The 18,906-nt window shown below is 65.3% G+C and carries 14 protein-coding genes; 4 read left to right on the top strand and 10 right to left on the bottom strand.

The features are described 5' to 3' along the window. Positions 1-82 precede the first annotated feature (82 nt). Together NFH98_RS16360 and NFH98_RS16365 are read left to right on the top strand one after the other, a co-directional pair. On the top strand, positions 83-1,588 hold the full coding sequence (locus NFH98_RS16360) for a tripartite tricarboxylate transporter permease (protein ID WP_045991091.1): 1,506 nt from the start codon (positions 83-85) through the stop codon (positions 1,586-1,588). Between the two features lie 215 nt (positions 1,589-1,803). Further along, positions 1,804-2,874 carry an AbrB family transcriptional regulator gene (locus NFH98_RS16365; protein WP_045991092.1) on the top strand — a complete coding sequence of 357 codons (1,071 nt, stop codon included), beginning with the start codon at positions 1,804-1,806 and terminating at the stop codon, positions 2,872-2,874. Between the two features lie 31 nt (positions 2,875-2,905). Here the strand turns inward: NFH98_RS16365 and NFH98_RS16370 are convergent, their stop codons facing one another. From NFH98_RS16370 to NFH98_RS16385, 4 genes are all read right to left on the bottom strand, one after another. Further along, entirely contained in the window at positions 2,906-4,000 is a 1,095-nt protein-coding gene (locus NFH98_RS16370; protein WP_348827047.1) for an alpha/beta hydrolase family protein, read from the bottom strand. Between the two features lie 35 nt (positions 4,001-4,035). Further along, a complete protein-coding gene (locus NFH98_RS16375; protein ID WP_045991094.1) occupies positions 4,036-5,607 on the bottom strand; it encodes a GMC oxidoreductase in 1,572 nt (523 codons plus the stop codon). Next, positions 5,604-6,224, bottom strand: a complete 621-nt coding sequence (locus tag NFH98_RS16380) for a hypothetical protein (RefSeq protein ID WP_146164648.1) — start codon at positions 6,222-6,224, stop codon at positions 5,604-5,606. The genes NFH98_RS16375 and NFH98_RS16380 overlap by 4 nt, the downstream gene beginning before the upstream one ends. 155 nt (positions 6,225-6,379) lie before the next feature. Then, entirely contained in the window at positions 6,380-8,113 is a 1,734-nt protein-coding gene (locus tag NFH98_RS16385) for an alkaline phosphatase D family protein (protein WP_349622946.1), read from the bottom strand. Positions 8,114-8,293: 180 nt separating this feature from the next. Here NFH98_RS16385 and xseA point away from each other — a divergent pair, with 180 nt between their 5' ends. Next, positions 8,294-9,685: an exodeoxyribonuclease VII large subunit gene (gene xseA, locus NFH98_RS16390; protein WP_124803400.1), complete on the top strand. Its 1,392-nt coding sequence runs from the start codon at positions 8,294-8,296 to the stop codon at positions 9,683-9,685. 277 nt (positions 9,686-9,962) lie between these two features. Here the strand turns inward: xseA and glrR are convergent, their stop codons facing one another. The 6 genes from glrR to NFH98_RS16420 form a co-directional block, all read right to left on the bottom strand. Next, positions 9,963-11,348 carry a two-component system response regulator GlrR gene (glrR, locus tag NFH98_RS16395; protein ID WP_045991097.1) on the bottom strand — a complete coding sequence of 462 codons (1,386 nt, stop codon included), beginning with the start codon at positions 11,346-11,348 and terminating at the stop codon, positions 9,963-9,965. 54 nt (positions 11,349-11,402) lie between these two features. Further along, positions 11,403-11,990, bottom strand: coding sequence for a hypothetical protein (locus tag NFH98_RS16400; RefSeq protein WP_231498601.1), 588 nt, complete (start codon positions 11,988-11,990; stop codon positions 11,403-11,405). Continuing rightward, positions 11,987-13,495: a sensor histidine kinase gene (locus NFH98_RS16405; RefSeq protein ID WP_348827049.1), complete on the bottom strand. Its 1,509-nt coding sequence runs from the start codon at positions 13,493-13,495 to the stop codon at positions 11,987-11,989. Before NFH98_RS16405 ends, NFH98_RS16400 begins: the two co-directional genes overlap by 4 nt. 810 nt (positions 13,496-14,305) lie before the next feature. Next, on the bottom strand, positions 14,306-15,616 hold the full coding sequence (gene argA / locus NFH98_RS16410) for an amino-acid N-acetyltransferase (RefSeq protein ID WP_045991098.1): 1,311 nt from the start codon (positions 15,614-15,616) through the stop codon (positions 14,306-14,308). A gap of 221 nt (positions 15,617-15,837) precedes the next feature. Continuing rightward, a complete protein-coding gene (locus NFH98_RS16415; RefSeq protein ID WP_045991099.1) occupies positions 15,838-17,103 on the bottom strand; it encodes an inorganic phosphate transporter in 1,266 nt (421 codons plus the stop codon). An 83-nt stretch (positions 17,104-17,186) separates the two neighbouring features. After that, complete coding sequence (locus NFH98_RS16420) at positions 17,187-17,867, bottom strand: TIGR00153 family protein (RefSeq protein WP_045991100.1); 681 nt, start codon at positions 17,865-17,867, stop codon at positions 17,187-17,189. 135 nt (positions 17,868-18,002) lie between these two features. Here NFH98_RS16420 and NFH98_RS16425 point away from each other — a divergent pair, with 135 nt between their 5' ends. Beyond that, positions 18,003-18,884, top strand: a complete 882-nt coding sequence (locus tag NFH98_RS16425; protein ID WP_348827050.1) for a CYTH domain-containing protein — start codon at positions 18,003-18,005, stop codon at positions 18,882-18,884. Positions 18,885-18,906: the final 22 nt, after the last annotated feature.

Below are 18,906 nucleotides of genomic sequence, written 5' to 3' on the forward strand. Positions count from 1 at the left end.
CCTGAAGCCAGCTCCTGTAACAGCTCAGCTGCCAGCGCTGCCCCAGCCCTGACCGCCACCGATCCCTGATCAAGGTGTTCCCATGTTCGACTTTCTTATTGAAGGCTTCGGCGTCGCCCTGACGCCGCTCAATCTTGGCCTGGCCTTCCTCGGCGCGCTGCTGGGCACCCTGTTCGGCGCCCTGCCGGGCATCGGGCCAATCAACGGCATCGCCATCCTGATGCCGCTGGCCTACACCCTGGGCCTGCCCGCCGAATCCGCGCTGATCCTGCTGGCCGGCATCTACACCGGTGCCGAGTACGGCGGGCGCATGTCCAGCATCCTGCTCAATGTGCCCGGCGACGCCGGCGCGGTGATGACCACCCTCGATGGCCATCCGCTGGCCAAGCGTGGCCTGGCCGGTCCGGCGCTGGGCCTGTCGGCGGTGGCGTCGTTTGTCGGCGCCACCATCGCCATCATCGGCCTGACCCTGTTCGCCCCGCTGCTGGCCCGGGTGGCGGTGATGTTCGGCCCCGCCGAATTCTTCGCGCTGATGGTGTTCGCCTTCTCGTCGATGTCGGTGATGATGGGCAAGGACCCGATCAAGACCGCCATCGGCGCCGTGCTCGGCGTGCTGATCGGCACCGTCGGCGTCGACTCCGGCACCGGCGTGATGCGCTACACCTTCGGCATGCCGGAGCTCTATGACGGTATCGACTTCGTGGTGATGATCATCGGCCTGTTCGCCATCAGCGAGATCCTGCTGATGCTCGAGCACGCCCATCGCGACGACGTCGATGACACCCTGCCGCCGCTGGGCCGGGTGTTCGTCAGCCTCAAGGAAGTGATGGCCTGCAAGGGCACCATGCTGCGCTCCGGCGTGCTCGGCTTCATTATCGGCGTACTGCCCGGAACCGGCGCCTCGGTGGCCGGGGCGGTGTCCTACACCACCGAAAAGCGGCTGGTGGACAAGGACAACACCTTCGGCACCGGCGACATGCGTGGCCTGGCGGCGCCCGAAGCGGCCAACAACGCCTCCGCCGCAGGCTCCTTCGTACCGATGCTGACCCTGGGCATCCCCGGCTCCGGCACCACCGCGGTGCTGCTCGGCGCGCTGATGCTCTACAACATCACCCCGGGTCCGATGATGTTCACCGACAACCCGGAGGTCGCCGGTGGCCTGATCGCCTCGTTGTACATCGGCAACCTGGTGTTGCTGGCGCTCAACCTGCCGCTGGCCGGGGTCTTCGCCAAGGTGCTGACCATCCCGCGCTGGGTGCTGGTGCCGGCCATCGCCGTGCTATCCTTCGTCGGGGTCTATCAGCTGCATTCCGACCTGACCGCCATCTATCTGATGCTCGTCATCGGTGTCTTCGGCTACCTGCTGCGCAAGCTCGGCTTCTCGCTGGCGCCGGTCATCCTCGGCTACGTGCTGGGCGGCCTGATGGAAGAGAACCTGCGTCGGGCGTTGGCGATCAGCGGTGGCGACACCGCCATTCTGTGGCAGTCCGGCATCTCGCTGTCGCTGTGGATCGCCGCCTCGGCGCTGCTGGTACTGCCCTGGCTGGTACCCAAGCTGCTCAAGCAACGGCCCTCGAGCCAGGCTTGATGCAACGGGCTTCAGGGCCATGCTCGAGTCGCCCCGGCAAAGGCCCTGGCATCGCTCTTATATGGCCCGCACGAAGCCCCTGCGTAGCCCTTGTGTAGCCCTTAATGTAGCCCTCGTGTAGTCCCTGCGCGGCGCCATCTGGCGCCGCGCGCCGTCGTCAGGCTCGATCACCACCACCTGTGCACAGAGTACAGGCAACGCACACAGGAGACGCCATGCCCGCCGCCCCCACACTCCTTCCCCCCGGCGCCTGGCGCTTCCTGCCCACCCTCGCCCTGGGCGGTCTGGGCGGGGTCATCGCCTACCTGATCGACCTGCCGCTTCCGTGGCTGCTCGGCGCCCTGATCACCACCACCCTGGCCAGCCTCGCCGGGGTGCGCCTGGGCTCGCCGGGACGGTTGCGCAAGGGGGTTCTGGTGGTCATCGGGGTGATGCTGGGCTCGGCCTTCACCCCGGAGCTGTCCGGCGATATCACCGCCTGGGCCGCCAGCGCCGCAATCATGCTCGCCGCCACCGCGGTAATGATGGTGGTGGCGGTGGCCTTCAGCTACCGCGTGGCCGGTCACTCGCTGGACACCGCGCTCTACGCTGGCGCCCCGGGCGGACTGTCGGCGCTGTTGATGATGGCCCACGAGTCTGGCGCTGACCTGCGTGCCGTCGGTATCACCCACGCGGTGCGTATCCTGGTGCTGCTGCTGGCGATTCCACCGATCCTCGGCCTGTTCGGCCACGTGGATCTGGCCGGCGCCAGCAACGGGCCGGCCCAGTGGAGCCAGCTACCCTCGCTCGCCGGCACCGCCTGGCTGGTGGTAGCGGCGGCGCTCGGCGCCGTGGTCGGCCGGGTGCTGCGCCTGCCCAACGCCCTGCTGTTCGGCCCGGCACTGGTGTCGTCGCTGCTGCACTTTTCCGGGCTGACCCACGCGGTGCTGCCACCGGCGCTGATCGCCCTGGCTCAGGTGGTCATCGGCACCTCGGTGGGCGTGCGCTTCGTCGGCGTGGCGCTGTCCGACATGGCGCGGCAACTGGGTCTGGCGGTGGTCCAGGCGCTGATCCTGGTGGTGCTGGCGGTGGCGGCAGCCTGGGTCGGCCAGGCGCTGACCGGCATCTCGGTGGCTGCGGCGCTGCTGGCCTACATGCCGGGCGGGGCGCCGGAGCTGAGCCTGGTGGCGCTGTCACTGAATATCGAACCGGCCTTCGTCACCTCCCACCATCTGCTGCGCATCACCGTTCTGCTGGTGGCGCTGCCGCCGCTGGTGGGCTGGGCTCATCGCCGCCTCAGGGCCTGACGGCATCTGGATTCAGGTGTGGCGATTGGGCTCAGGCGTGGGCGTTCAGAAACGTCATCAACCGGGGAAAGACTTCACGGTCGACCCGGGCGCCCATGAACACGTCCTGATGACCGTAGCCGTCGATGATCGCGAGCTCATGGCGCCCCGGGGCGACCTCCTCCAGGGCCCGGTGGCAGTGCACGTTGCTGTCGGTGAAGACGCGATTGTCGCGCCCGGTCAGCAACAGGCAGGGGGTATCGACGCGGCGCGCCTCGAGCAGGTAGTCGTCGGGTAGCGCAGCGTACTCGGGCACCTCGCGCATCTTCACCGTGCGATGGCCCCGGCGCAGCATCTTCAAGACATGCCGGTGGTAGTTGAGTCCTACCGGGCCGTAGAGGTCACCACCCCGACGGTGGGTGCGCTCGTCCAGGTTCTCGTGGTTGTACAGTGCCGGCCAGCCGGTGCCCCACATCAGTGACAGCATATGGCAGGCTGGCACGTCGCATTCGCGGTGGAACAGCGATACGCCTTTCGACAACAGCTTGCCCAGCGTGAATCTTGGATCCTCGCTCCAGCGCGGGCTGACGTAGGGCTGCTGGAAGATGCGCTCGATCACGAAGGGAAAGATGTGGCCCTTGATCCTCGACCAGCGCGGTACATGGGGCGTCAGCGCAACGCTGTTGAGAATGCAGGAGCGAATGCCGCTGACGGTGCCGCCGAACAGTGCCATGGCAAAGCCCATCGAGCCGAGACAGTGGGCGATCACGTGCAGCTCGACGTCGTCCCCGGCGATCTGGCGAATCTTCGCCACCGCCGCAGGAAAATCAAACAGCGCACAGTCATCCATGGAGTAGCGGTTGGGCTGCAGGTTGTAGGGATGGCGGTTGCTCATGCGGAAGTCCAGCGTCCACACCTCGTCGACCCCTTCGTCCAAAAGGAAGCTGACCAGGTTGCGATGCTCGGGCTGGATGAACATGTCGCTGGAGGTGGTCAGGCCATGAACGATCATCACCGCCATGCGCCCCTGGCCACGCCGAAAGCGCAGCAGTGACAGCCCCAGGCCGTCCTCGGTACAGAAGCCGTGCTGGGTGACCTCGGCGTCGACAACGCCGTCGAGGGTATAGAGGGGGATCTCGCGGGCCATGGTGTTACCTCCCGGTGGGTCGCCGCTTCCGTCTGCTAGGCCAGCATCCGCGCCATGGCGCGCTCGGCCAGGGCGGCGATGGTGCGCGAGGGATTGAGCCCCAGCGCGCGCGGCACGATGGCACCGTCGAGCACGTACAGTCGCGGATAGCCGAACACCTCCCCGGCATGGTCGACCACCCCGTCCCAGCGATTCTCTCCCATGGGACAACCGCCCAGTGGGTGCGGGGTGATCAAATAGTCCAGCAGGCGCCAGCTCGGTGGCTCGATGGCGACGCCTCCGGTGGCCGCGCTCAGGCGCTTGTGGCGTTCGCACAGCGCCTGCACCGTGGCTCGCGACGCGGCCACCCGATAGTCCAGGCTCAACGACGGCTCTCGCTCCAGCCAACGCCGCGTCAGCCTGAGCACCCCGTCGGCGGTGTCCATGCCCTGGCCGAACCAGGGCATCAGGCAGCGATCGGGGTCATTCTCCTTGAGCGCCTCGGCCAGCACCGCGCGCCAGCCACCCCGCAACATGCTCGCGGTGGCGGAGCGCGACAGCAATTGCGTCAAGGCGTGGGCGATCAAGTCAGGGTAGCCGCCGTCCTCGACGAAGTAGCGCTCACCGCCGTCGCTGCCGTCGAGATAGTCGATGGCGGCGCTGATGGTCGGCCCGCGACAGGCATCGATGCGTCTGTTCGGGTAGATCGCGGGGGTCAGGAAATCGCCATTGGCGCACCAGTGATGGCCGAGCAGCGGCGACAGTTCCGGCAGAGTGCGGTACTGGTCCCTGGCCCGCAGCAACAGCTCGGTGGACCCCAGCGAGCCGGCGGCAAGGATCACTCGCTCGGCGCGCTCGTGACGGATCGTCGGCGCGCCTTCCAGATGCTGAAAGGTCACCCGGTAGCCCCCGGATTCCGGCACCAGCGATCGCACCATGCTCAATGGACGTATCTGCGCCCCCAGCTGCTCCGCCCGGGCCAGGTAATTCAGGTCAAGGGTATTGCGGGCCCCCACCGGGCAGCCGATATCGCAATAGCCGCAGTGGATGCAGGTCCCCTGTTCCTTGCCGTGGACATTGAGGGCCTGCCGACTGTGTCGACGGTGGTGAGGCTCACTGAGCCGATAGTTCCAGTCGGGGTCGAAGCGCACCGCCAGCGGCAAGGGGCGAAAGCGATCGCCGTCACCGCTGCGCACGGCGGCCTCCTGGACCAGTCGATAGCGCTCGCTGACCTGGCCCGCGGGGACCTCGGCCACCTCCAGCATCTGGCCTACCCGGTCCTGGTAGGGGACGAGTTCATCGAAGTCGATCGCCTCCGGCCAGCCACTGTCGAAGGCGAAGCGCTCAGCCGGCACCGAGACATTGGCGTAGACCAGCGAACCACCACCCACGCCAGCGCCCTGTGCCACCGCCATGCGCGAAAAGAAGCGCAGGTCGAGCCAGCCATGACGCTCCCGAGGGGCGTCCACATCGAAGCACCAGTCATCATCCGGCCCCCGGGGGAAGTCCTCGCGCTCCCAGCGTCTTCCGCGCTCAAGCACCAGCACCTTGAGCCCGGCCTCGGCGAGCCGGCAGGCCGCCACGGCCCCACCAAACCCTGACCCCACCACGATGGCGTCGTAGTTCATGCCTCGGGCTCCCGGCGAATGACCCAGGGCGCATAGAGGTGCCACAGTTCACCAAAGAAGAAGCGACCGAAATCCGCCACCGTGCGCAGGTCCCCTTGGCCCGTCGGCGTCATGGTCTTGAGCATGGCCATCAACTCGGCCACGCCCAGGTGCAGGATGCCCGCCCCGAGAATGTCGGCCGTGGCGCTCTCGCCCTCGTGCAGGGTGGTATAGAGGGTGGTGGTATCGCGCCAGAGATCAGGCCCCGGATCGTCGTTGACCCGCTTCACCCCGTGCAGGAACAATCGCCGCTCATCCAGTTCCAGAACCGCGTCGTAGACCATCTGACGCCCCGCCCCGGGGCCCTGGGAAAACAACTGAAAGTCGCCCTCTAGAATCACCAGCCCGAGGCCCAGCGGGGCAAAATCGACGACACCACCCAGCCTGCCGTGGTGGCGGTCGTCGGCCAGGAAGGCGCCCATGTCATCGATCTGGACCTTGGCGTGGAGGGCCAGTTCGGTGCCTTCTGCATGCCCCAGCCGTTCACCACGCTCGGGCGCCTGGCTTCCGAGCGAAAAATGGCCTCGCATGGTTTCCTCGAACAGCAATCCCGCCAGCATGGGGTTAGTCGTATTCACCGACATTTCTCCAGGAAAGGACCTGCTCTTGCGCCTGTCGTCCGGGCCGCCCGCCCTTTGGCGACCGGCCCGTCAGCACTCTTCCGACGAGCGCTCTCCAGCCCAGCGCCCTTCAGCCCCGCTTTCGACATTGCCGCTACCGGCCATATCGCTCGCTACCAGGGCACCAGCGCCAGATCGTTATAGGGCACCACGGAGCCATCGGGGTCCGTCACCCTGACTTCATCGCCGTAGCGATCGATCACCTTGACCCGCAGACGGTGGTGAGCGCGGTCCAGCTCCAGGCGACAGAAGTTTTCCTGCTGATAGAAGCCAAAGGCCCGGTAGTGCAGCGTCACGTCACCATCAAACAGCGGAAAGCCATCCACCTGACCGGGCAGACGGGAGTCGTGAACAAAACCGTTGGGGTCCCCGTCGGCCCAGAAGAACGGCCAGTACAGCGCCGAGGAGGTGACGTCATACAGCCGTCGCGGCTCTCCACCGCCCCCTTCCACCACCATCTCGGCGATATTGGCGCAGTGCACGTCGCCGCTGAGGAAGATCACATTTTCGATGCCGGCCTCGACGATATGTTCGACCAGCGCCTTGCGGGTGGCCGGAAACCCCGACCAGCTATCGCTCTCGGCACGCCGGGAGAGGTTGGTCCGCACCAGATCCGTCGGCGCCTGGGCGTCATGGCCATCCAGGGCCGGATCGAGCCTTTCATCCAGCGGACTGGGCGCGAACACCGTCGAGGTAACGACAAACTTGGGCATCGCGCCGCACCTGGCCTGCTGGTCGCTCAGCCACGTGAGCAGCACGTCCAGCTGGGAAGGATGCTGGGGGTCGATGCTGGGCCGTCCCAGCAGATGGTTGTCCATCACCCGGTTCTCGCGACCGTAGGTACGATGGGTACGGGTGTCACAGACGAAGAAGGGATAGCCGCCGCAGTCGAAGTGATAGTGCAGATGACGCCCGAAGCTGCGCGGGCAGTGTGACCACTGGTAGCTCATGTAGGCGCCAATGGCGACATTGAACAGCTCGCGCTTGGCGGCGAGCCGGTCACGATGCCAGTTGTCCTCGATCTCGTGGTCATCGAGGATCATGTACACCGGTGCCTGGCGCAGGAAGTGGCGCATCTGCGGGGAACCAAAGGCCTGGCGATAGCGGTCCTGAAACTCGGCGAAGGTCTCGGCGCGACCGATCGGCACGAAGCGACTGTACTGATCGGCGTAGATCTGATCGCCCACCAGCAGGCTGAAGCGCGCCGCCGGCCGACTGCCTCGACGCCTTAAGTGACTGGCCATGGGGCCGAAGATGCGATCGGCTTCCTTGGTCTTCCACAGGGTACCGGGATAGCGACAGGACCCCAGCAGAAAGGCCAGTCGTGGCTCCACTGCGGCGGCGAAGGTGGTGAATTCGGCCTCGCAGTGCTCGCCATCTAGGTCGGCGAGCAGCGACGCCATGCCGTTAACGTCGGGCAGCCTGGCGGCGATCTGGGCGTCACTCAGGCTTTCCACGTCGGGCGTCGTGTCATCCAGGGTGAGGGTCGCGACACGCACCTTGTAGCGGGTATCGGGCGTCAACGGCACCACCCCATCGGGTTGGCCCAGCGGCGCCACGCCATCGATCGCTCCCAGACCTTCCTCGGCCCCCAGCTCGAAGGTCCCGGTACGATCAAACTCCCGGTGCAGACGAAAATAGAAGGCGTGGGGACGTGACGGATCACCGTCGATCAGGCGGGGCAAGCCATTGTCCTCGACCACCGCCAGCAGGCCCACGGTGCGCAAGGACGCGGTCAGGTCGACGCCATCATCATTGGGAGCGATACCGCGAACCCACAGCCGACAGCTGTGAGCCGTGGTGTGCCCCACGATAGGCCCGATATCGGGCGCGCGAAGTCCCGACATGTGCCCTCCTCCGTCGCAGCGGCGCGTGCGAGGCAGACCGGTTGCCCGCCTGTCCCGTTAAGCGTAGTTCGACTTTGCTGAAGCGGCGACCTGGGCTCTGGTAACCTGTCACTTGCCAGCGTGGTCCTGCCAGTCGCTGATGCTCGCCGATTCTCTTCAATGCCAGCCCAGGAAGCCTCCATGACAGCGACGTCGGATAGCGCCCAGGACGTACTCTCGGTCAGCGACCTCAATCGACGCGCGCGCGCTACGCTGGAAGCCGATCTCGGCGAACAGTGGATCGAAGGCGAGCTGTCGGGGGTCTCGCGCCCGGCCTCGGGGCACGTCTACTTCACCCTCAAGGATGAACGCGCCCAGGTGAAGGCGGTGCTGTTTCGCACGCGTGGACGCTTTGTGTCGACGCCCATGCGTGACGGTGATCTGGTGCGGGTGCGCGCCCGAGTCTCGCTGTTCGAGCCCAGGGGCGACTACCAGTTGATCGTCGAGGCGGTGCAGGCCGCCGGAGCCGGCGCCCTGCTCGCCGCCCTGGCGGCGCTCAAGCAACGCCTGGGCGACCAGGGGGTCTTCACCAACGCTCGCTCGCTGGCCTTTCCCCCGCGACATCTGCTGGTGCTGACCTCCGCCAGCGGCGCCGCCCTGCGCGACGTGCTGGCGGTACTCCGGGCACGCTGGCCGCTGGTCACGGTGACCCTGATACCGGTACCGGTCCAGGGGGCCGAGGCGGCGCCCGCGATCATCGCCGCCCTGGGCCTGCTCAATCGCCAGGCGACGCTGGACCAGGACCGGGACGTGGTGCTGATCACCCGTGGCGGCGGCAGTCTCGAGGATCTGTGGGCCTTCAACGATGAACACCTGGCCCGAGCGATCCACCACTCGCGCCTGCCGGTGATGTCTGCGGTGGGCCACGAGACCGACCAGAGCCTGTCGGATCTGGCCGCCGACGCCAGCGCACCGACGCCCTCCGCCGCCGCCGAACGTCTGGTGCCCTCGCGCCAGGAACTGACGGCCCGGCTAACCCAGGCAGACAATCGTCTGAAGGGTGCACAAGCACGCCTGTTGCAGCGGGAAGGCCAGCGGCTGGATCACCTGCGCTCGCGCCTGCGTCACCCCGGCGAGGCGATCGCACGTCAGCGCGATAGTCTTGGCCAGCTGAAGGAACGCCTCGGACGCGCCATCAGCGGTCGAGTGGTCGCCGAGCGGCGCCGCCAGACAGACCTGGCTCACCGTCTGTCGCTGCGCTCGCCCGGACTCACCCTGGACGAGAATCGGCGCCAACTGAGCCGCTTGAGACGCCGTCTCGACGGCGCCCAGCGGCTATCGCTGGTCCATCGGCGCGAGCGCCTGGCAGCCGCCGCCCGGGAGTTGCAGGCGGTCAGTCCGCTGGCCGTATTAGGTCGTGGCTACGCCATCCTCACCGCCAGCGACGGCCAGGCGGTGCGCCGTGCCGATCAGGCCGCGCCCGGCCAGCGACTGCACGCTCGTCTCGCCGATGGCGAGCTGGACGTCGAGGTGATCGAGACATGGCCGGCAGCCGAGCAGGCCCCGGACAACCGATCCGACGACGAGGCCTAGGGCTTGTCTGAAAAGTGCCTGCGCTCGGTAATACAGCGTTAAAAATCGGATCAAAATGCTCATTTACACCCCGTAAACTGCGCTTTCTCACCGATTTTTGCCTTGTCTAACCTTCGCTCGTCGACTTTTCGGACAGCGCCTAGGTTGTCGGTATCTTGCCGGCGGCACCTTGCCGGCGGCACCTTGGCGGCGAACCGCCGCCGGCTGAAGCAGCCGGACGGGGCCGGAGCGGGGATCTTCGGGGGCTCGGCCCATCGGACCAAGCCTGCCCATCGGGCTAGCGAGAAGGGCTTGCCACCCCCGGCTTGAACGAGGCGGGTTCCAGCTCGTGGCGGGACAATAGCTTGTAGAAGTCGGTACGGTTACGTCCGGCGATGCGCGCCGCCTGGGTCACGTTGCCCTCGGTAATCTTCAGCACCTTGACCAGGTAGCTACGCTCGAATCCTGCGCGAGCGTCGTTGAAGGTCGGCATGGCGTTGTCTTCCGCCGCCAGCGCCTGGGCCACCAGGGCTTCCGGGATCATCGGCGCACTGGACAGTGCCACGCACTGCTCGACCACGTTGACCAGCTGACGCACATTGCCGGGCCAGGCACAGGTTGCCAGCAGATTGAGCGCCTCCGGCGAGAACCCCTTGACGAAGGGCTTGTGGCGCGACGCCGCCTGGGCTACCAGATGCTTGACCAGCAGCGGCACGTCCTCGGCGCGATCCTTGAGCGCCGGCAGCTTCAGGTTGACCACGTTGAGGCGATAGTAGAGATCCTCACGGAACTCACCTTCATGCATGGCCTGATCCAGATCGCGATGGGTCGCCGACAGCACCCGCACGTCCACCGGCACCGACGTGGTGGAGCCCACCGGGCGCACCTGACGCTCCTGCAGTACCCGCAGCAGCTTGACCTGGATCGCCAGTGGCATGTCGCCGATCTCGTCCAGGAACAGGGTGCCACCGTCGGCCGCCTGGAACAGCCCGCCGTGTTCGCTGATGGCCCCGGTGAAGGCGCCCTTGGCGTGGCCAAACAGCTCGCTTTCCAGCAACTGCTCCGGCAGCGCGCCGCAGTTGATCGCGATAAAGGGCTTGTCGGCGCGGGCGCTGGCTTTGTGGATGGCATTGGCCAGCAGCTCCTTGCCGGAGCCCGATGGTCCAGTGACCAGCACGCTGACATCGGACCCCGCCACCATCCGCGCCTGCTCGAGAATACGCTCCATTTCAGGGCTGCGGGTGATGATCTCGTCGCGCCAGCTATCATCACCTTCGCCGCTGCTAGCGGTATTGGACAGGGCATCGTCGATGGCCCCGAACAGCTCTTCGCGGTCCACCGGTTTTGTCAGAAAGCTGAACACGCCCTGGCGAGTGGCGCTGACCGCATCCGGAATCGAGCCATGGGCAGTCAGGATGATCACCGGCAGGCCGGGCATGCGCCGCTGGATATCCTGGAACAGCGCCATGCCGTCCATTTCATCCATGCGCAGGTCGGACAGCACCAGATCCGGCCGCCCTTCTTCCAGCCGTTTGAGCGCCTCGCGACCGCTCTCGGCGGTGGTCACCCGGTAGCCGCGGCTTTCCAGGCGCATGCCCAGAAGCTTCAGCAGGCTGACATCATCGTCTACCAGCAGTACATGGGCCGATGTCCTGGCGTTCGCGGTCGCTGCGACTTGCTTCATATCACCGTCTCCACAATTTCACTCCATCCGCTGTCGCTGGTTGGTGCTCTGCTCTCATTCCGCCTGCTGTCGCAGATTGATGTTCTGCTCGATGGCAGTCATGGCATCGAGCTTGTCTGCCAGTTCCTTGTTTTCCTGGCGTAGCCGAGCCACCTCGCCATGATGGCGACCGGCGCGGTCATCCAGGGCGCGCCGCCCTTCGAGTTCGTTGAGCCAATAGCGCAGCAGGGGCTGGAGTTCAACGGGCGCCAGGCTCAGGTCCGCCTTGTAAAGCTCCGACGCCTGGTCCCACTGGGCTTCGCTGCCCCAGCTCAAGGCCACGGCACGCCCCAGGCGTTGCTCGGGCGCATGACCTTCCAGCCGCGCCAGCATGGCGTCACGCCACTGGCGATCGCCACGCTGGGAGGCCAGACCGAAGGCGATCCAGTCGGTCAACATGCAAGAAGACTCGGCAAAGGTCGGCACCTCTGCATGGCAGGTGGTCAGATCGAGCGCTTCGACCGCCGGTGTTTCGTCACCGACTGACTCGATAGGCAGCATTTCGCAACCGCTGATCACCAGCATCAGACTGACAACAGCGGCAGGGCCGACGACTCGGGTAAGCGAGCGTCGAGGTGTCAGGGTCACACCCCTTGAGTTCATAGCGTCAGGTTCCTTGCGTCCTGACCCGTCAATGCGGGCCTTGTATCGTTATGTAGGCCGTAATGTCGGCCATCTTCCGGTGGTGCTGCCGGCAGCGTCAGTCGAAAGCACACCGGCCACTCGGGATCATCGATCAGCTCGAGCCGGCCGTGCTGTAGACGAGCGCAGTCGGCCGCCACGGAGAGTCCGATGCCGGAGCCCTTGAGCGCACCCTTGCGTCGTGCTCGTCCTTGGTAGAAGGCCTCGAAAAGGTGGTCACGGTCCTGCTCGGCGATCGGCTCGCCGGTGTTGGCCACCTCGAGCTCGAGCCTGTCGTGGCGTGCACGGGCGCGAATCAGCAGCTTGCCACCATCCTCACCGTAAGCCACGGCGTTGGACACCAGATTATCGAGCAATCGGGCGGTGGCCTGATGATCGGCACGCCACTGCAGCGGGCCCGAGAACACTTCGACCCCCATCTCCTTGGACTGCAGGCTCAATCGATGCTTGGCCAGCACCTCGCGTGCGACCGTGGCCATGTCGAGGCGCTCGATGGCCGCACTGCGGTGGTGCTGCAACAGATTATAGTCGAGCAGTTGCTCGATCAGGCGCTGCAGTTCGGCGCCGCTGGCGTCGATCAGGTCCAGCACTTCACGCTGACGCGGGCTCAACTCACCGGCCACGCCATCGGACAACAGCGCCGATCCCTCACGAACGCTGGCCAGCGGTGTCTTCAGTTCATGGGACATATGGCGCAGGAACTGCTGTTTCTGGGCTTCGAGCTCTTCCAGGCGATGGGTCAACCAGTCGAGCCTCTCGCCCAGCGCCACCAGCTCTGCAGGACCCTGAACGTGGCGCTGCTGGCTGTCCTGATAGCCACTGCCGATGCCGAGGATGCGCCGCTCGAGCTGACGCACCGGGCGTATGATCAAGCGGGTGAACAACAGCATCAGCATCAGACTCGCCGAGACCAGTGCCCCGGTCTGCCACCACAGGCGTTGCTGCACTTGTCGCGCCCGTTCACGGATGGCGTCCAGGCGCAGATCGATGCGCCTGTTGGTGGCCTGGCGCATACCCTCGACGTGTCGGGAAAAAGCTACAAAGTCGTCGAGCGAAGCCGCGTAGGCCTCCGGCGGCTGTTGCGGCAGGGTCGCGAGTTCGTCGAGCAGGCGTTCCAGCGCCTGGATGTCGGGGTCATCGGGCAGCAGCAGGCGCTGGCGCGCCAGCAACTCACGGAACTCGGCCAGACGATCGGCATAGATGTCGAGCAGGCTTTCTTCCTGGATCACCGCGTACTGGCGCGCACCACGCTCCATTTCCACCGCCAGCGACCCCAGCGTGCGTGCCCGACGTGTCTCGGACACCGCCTGACGAGCGCTGACCTCGGCCAGCCGCGACAGCTCCGACAGCGCCTGACCAGCCTGGTACATCAGCACACCAAGCGGCAGCATGACCACCACGAAGGCCAGCAGCACCAGTTGCAACAGCGAGCGAGGGCGCCAACGGCGCGTGGCAGCAGAGGTCATGACCAGAGTTCTGTGAAGGAAGGTGAATGAAGCGTCCATCAATCCATCCAGAAGAATACCAGAATTGGCCCGTTACCCCCGCGTCAAACGCTCAGCCGACTTCGCAAAAAACCGTATGAAAAAAAAGGGGCCGGCTAGGCCGGCCCGAATACGCAGGGAACTGAAGGGTCGAAAACAGATCAATCGATGGCCTGGTCCGCCCATTGAACGGTTTTCGGGTGGCCCAAAGGGCCCGAAGCCAAGGTGCGATCGTCGTTACCAGGAACCTGATCTCACCTCTTGGATGGTCTCCCATCCTGCCTCGTTCTGGCTCCGTCGCCTGGGCGGCGGAGCGAAAGACTCCCCCGAAGGGGTCGGCTTCCTTGCCAGAGCATCCTTGCTCTTCACGACACCTCTCCTTGCCTGATCGGCCGGTGCCGTCTCATCGCAACCTTGTGTCGCACATCACGCGGAGCAGGCGCTGGGTTCGTCGGAGTCGCACAGGGCAGTGATTTTTCCGCCGATCCCGGAAGGACAACGACACTTGATCGCCACCTTCCCTGCTCGCCAAGACTATTGCGATCACCGTGCCAAAAACAAAGCAACCTATTTATTATCAATAACTTAAAATTATCAAAAATTGCCAACCACAGCCATCTTAAGCGTCATGGCCGACTTTCGAGGTCTGAGCCTTGAACAAACGTCGCCAAATCCAGACGCAAAACGAGCCAAAATCAAAATATCCTTACTTAACAAACAATTACGGCGTCTCCAAATGGAGACGCCGTAATGGTTGGCCGAAACGTCGACGAGCACCTTCCCTGGTACGCCCTACAAGGCCTTGCTCATTACCTTCGACTTCCGCGCATGATTGTAGGCGTCGCGTCGCAGCGGTGGCAGTTCATCGAGCGCCGAGGGGACAAAGCCGTGCTCAAGAAACCAGTGGGCGGTGTGGGTGGTCAGGGCAAACAGACGATCGATGCCCTGGCGCCGGGCCTGACGCTCGATCTCTGCCAGCAGGCGTTCACCACGGGCCCCGCTACGATAGTCCGGGTGCACCGCCACGCAGGCCAGCTCACCGACGTTGGCGTCGTCGAAACGGTGCAGGGCGGCGCAACCGATGACCATGCCATCACGCTCGATCACCAGGTAGTCGTCGATCTCGTGCTCGAGCCGTTCGCGGGATCTCGGGACCAGCATGCCGCGCTTCTCCAGCGGATCCAGCAGTTCCAGCAGCCCGCCGATATCCTCCACGCCCGCCGCTCGAAGCTGTTCGTAGCGATGCTGGGTGATCATGGTGCCGACGCCGTCACGGGTGAAGAGTTCGCCCAGCAGAGCGTCGGCGTCGCGCCAGGACAACAGGTGGGTGCGTGCGACGCCATGGGACGCCGCCTCGCAGGCGGCTCCCAGGTGGCGTGCGCGCTCCTCACCGATAGAGGCGTCGTCCAACAGCGGCCGCGCCTCCGCCGGAGACAGCTGTCGCAACAACCGCCCGCTGTCATCGCGCAGACCGTCGGATTCCCCCAGCAGGATCAACTTGTCGGCCTTCAGCGCCACTGCCACTTGCTGGGCGACCTCTGCGGCGTCCAGATCGAAGACCTCGCCCGTGCTGGAAAACCCGAGCGGCGGCAGCAGTACCAGCGAGTGCTGCTCGAGCAGGGCTCTGACCGCCCCCGAGCGGACCCGGCGTACCTCGCCGGAACGCTGGAAGTCGACGCCGTCACGCACCCCCAGGGGCTTGGCCATGACCAGATTGCCGGACACCGTGGTCAACTCGATACCGTGCAGCGGCGTGTTGGGCAGCCCCAGTGACAGCCGCGCCTCGAGCCACAGGCGCTGCTCGGCGGCGACCCGCTCGACCCTGGCCATGATGGTTTCGTCGGCGACCCAGCGCCCCTGATGGCGCACCGGCGAGATACCCTCGGCTTCGAGCACGCTGTGTACCTGATGGCGAATGCCGAAGGCCACCACCAGCTTGACCCCCAGGGTGTGCAAGAGCGCCAGGTCCTGGATCAGCGACTCCCCTCGCCCCGCCGCCATCGCCTCCCCTTCGACCAGCACGACGAAGGTGCGGCCACGGTGGGCATTGATATAGGGCGAGGAATGGCGAAACCAGTCGACGAAGGAAAAGGACGTGTTCAAGGACCGGACCTGCTGCGGCGGACAAGGAGAAAGGAGTTCTCACTATATCAGAGCCTGCTATCGACCCACACCCGCCCCGCCCGTTACGCCCTGTTGCCACCTGCGCACCTGTGAACGCCAGACACGACAACGGCGCCCGAAGGCGCCGTCGTGGGGGGGAGGAGTGAGCGACATGATCGCCCTATAGCCCCTTTCCAACCCGTTAGTTGAAGATCCCTTGCCTAGTTGAAGATCCCCTTGAACATGAAGAAGAACATGATCGCAAGGCCCGCCCCTGCCGGCAGGGTGATCAGCCAGGACATCACGATGGTACCGATGACCCTCAGGTTGAGGGCGGCAAGACCGCGGGCCAGACCCACGCCCAGCACCGCACCCACCAGGGTGTGGGTGGTCGAGATCGGCAGGCCGGTTCCCGAGGCCAGCACCACGGTGGTGGCGGCGGCCAGGGTGGCGGCGAAGCCACGGCTCGGGGTCAGCTCGGTGATGCCGGTGCCGACGGTGGCGATGACCTTGTGACCATAGGTCACCAGGCCGACCACGATGCCACCACCGCCCAGCACCAGCACCCACCAGGGCACCGCCGAGGCGCCTTCGATGCTGCCATGCTCATGCACCACGCTGATGACCGCGGCCAGAGGGCCGACGGCATTGGCCACGTCGTTGGAACCGTGGGCGAAGGCCATGGCACAGGCGGTGAAAATCATCAGCACGCCGAACACCCGCTCGACACCCTCGAAACCGAAGGAGTCGGTCTTGCGCTGGCTACGGCCGATGCTGCGCTCGCGCCAGATACCCAGGCCCATCAGCGCCAGGCCAAAGAGCACCGCGATCAGCAGACTCTCGAACGGAGCAAGGTGCAGGCCCACGTGCTTGAGGCCCTTGGTCAGGGTCACCATGGCGACGATGAACCCCACCAGGAACACGTACATCGGCACATAGCGCTTGGCAGCGGCGAACGGGTCGTCGGCTTCGAACACCAGACGCTGCACCGACTTGAACAGCATGAAACCGATGGAGCCCGCGAGCAGCGGCGAGACGATCCAGCTGGCGGCGATCTGGCCCACCTTGCCCCAGCCCACCGCCTCGATGCCGAGCCCGGCCAGGGCAAAACCGACGATGGCACCGACGATGGAATGGGTGGTGGACACCGGCCAGCCCTTCATCGAAGCGATCAGCAGCCAGGTGCCGGCGGCCAGCAGCGAGGCCAGCATGCCGTAGACCAGGAACTGGGGGTCGTTTTCCAGAAGGGCCGGATTGATGATGCCCTTGCGGATGGTTTCGGTGACCTGGCCACCGGCCAGCCAGGCACCGAGAAATTCAAAGATGACGGCGATGATGATCGCCTGCTTGATGGTGACCGCCCGTGAACCTACGGAGGTACCCATGGCGTTGGCCACGTCATTGGCACCGACGCCCCAGGCCATGAAGAAACCGAACGCGCAGGCCAGTAGGATGAAGATGTCACCGTGCTGGGCAATGATCGACATGGGAGAAGATCCCTTGATTGCTGACTGAGGAAAGTCTGAATGACGTCAGACCGCCCGCAGGCGGTCGGATGGAAAGACGGTCTTCAGTTCGCCGTCATGATCTGGAGTCGGCTGCCGACCCGCTCGGCGCGGTCCGACACTTCTCCGATCCATTCGATGATCTGATAGAGGAACATCACGTCTACCGGCGGCAGGTCCTTCTCGAGGGCGAACAGCTGGCGACGAATGGCGATCTGCTGCTCGTCGGCACGCTGCTCGAGATCATGCAGCCCACGGATCAATTTCTGCATCAGCTCGGTGACATTGCGTCCGAAGCCGGATTCGAGCAGGTCCTTGAGTTCCTCGAGGGCCTGACGCGCCTGGGCGACACAGTCGACGGCGGTGGCGATGTACTCGCGCATCGGGGTCGCCAGGGCGTCGGGTACCTGCATCTGGCGGCCGAGCATGATGCCGGTGATGTCGCGGGTCTTGTTGGCGATCTTGTCCTGAACGCTGACCAGGTCCAGCAGGTCCGAACGGGAAACCGGCAGGAACAGGGTGTTGGGCAGGTTCAGCCTCAGCTCGGTCTTCAGCGAGTCCGCCTCGTGTTCGAGCCGGGTAATCACTTCACGATGCGAGGCCGCCGCATCCCAGTCGCCCCTAAGGGTCGCCTCGAAGAAGGGCAGCAGCTCGGCAGAGCAGTCGTGCGCCTTTTCGATATGGGCCAGCAGCGGTTGAAAGGGGGAGCGGCCAAACATCGCCGAAAACGGATTTGATGTCACCATAGGGAGTCACGGACACTGGAGAAATGGCGGCGACAGTATAGTGACCCCAAACTGTCACGTCATGGAAAAAATACTGCCTCACTAACGTCACATTGATGTGATTCACCCTCCATTATCCCTGCCAGGACGCTCCGCATGAGCCATGAAGTCGAACTCAAACTCGCCCTGGGGCCGGATGGCCCGGATGCGCTACGACGCCACCCCCGCCTCGCCGGAGAGGCTTCCCGCCGTCAGACGCTGGTCAATACCTACTACGACACCCCTGAGGGAGATCTCAAAGAGGCCCGCGTCGCCCTGCGTCTGCGGCGTATCGGCGACGAGTGGCGCCAGACCCTGAAGACCAGCGGCCAGGGCGGTGGTGGCCTGTCCACCCGGGGAGAATGGGAATGGAAGGTGGCCGGCGACACCCTCGATCTGGAAGGTCTCAAGGGGCTCGAGCCGATCCAGGCATTGGACGAGACCCTGCTGACCCGCCTCGCCCCCTGCTTTACCACCGACTTTCAGCGGGAGGTGTGGCTTTTGCAAAGCGATGGTGGCGAGGTCGAAATCGCCCTCGACGAGGGCGAGATTCGCGTGGGGGAGCTAAGCGTTACCATCCGCGAGGTCGAGCTCGAGCTCAAGCGGGGAGACGCCAGACAGCTACTGGAGCTGGCCGATGGCTTCGCCGAGAGCGTCCCGCTGCGCCCATCGGACACCAGCAAGGCGGCTCGCGGGACGGCACTGGCGGAGGGCTGGCGGCTGCCGTCCGGCGACAGCCCCTCGACCCTGCTGCATCGCCTGGTGGTCGCCCTCGACGCCTACGCCGACACCCAGGACAGCGGCTGGATGGTCACCGCCCGGGAGACGCTAGAGCGGCTTGCACAGTGCTCGTCGGCGCCCGGTGTCGGTGAGGAAGTCAAGCACCTGCAAGACTCCCTCGAGGACGCAGAGCACCGTCCCGACTGGCTCAGTGCCGAGGTCGGCGCCGGCCTGTTGAGACTCGGTCGCCGGCTACCCGACAACGTCGAGATGGAGTAACGTCAATAGCGAGCAACGCCGA

Origin of the sequence: Halomonas sp. H33-56 (assembly GCF_040147035.1) — a bacterium.
Classification (GTDB): Bacteria; Pseudomonadota; Gammaproteobacteria; order Pseudomonadales; family Halomonadaceae; genus Halomonas; species Halomonas litopenaei.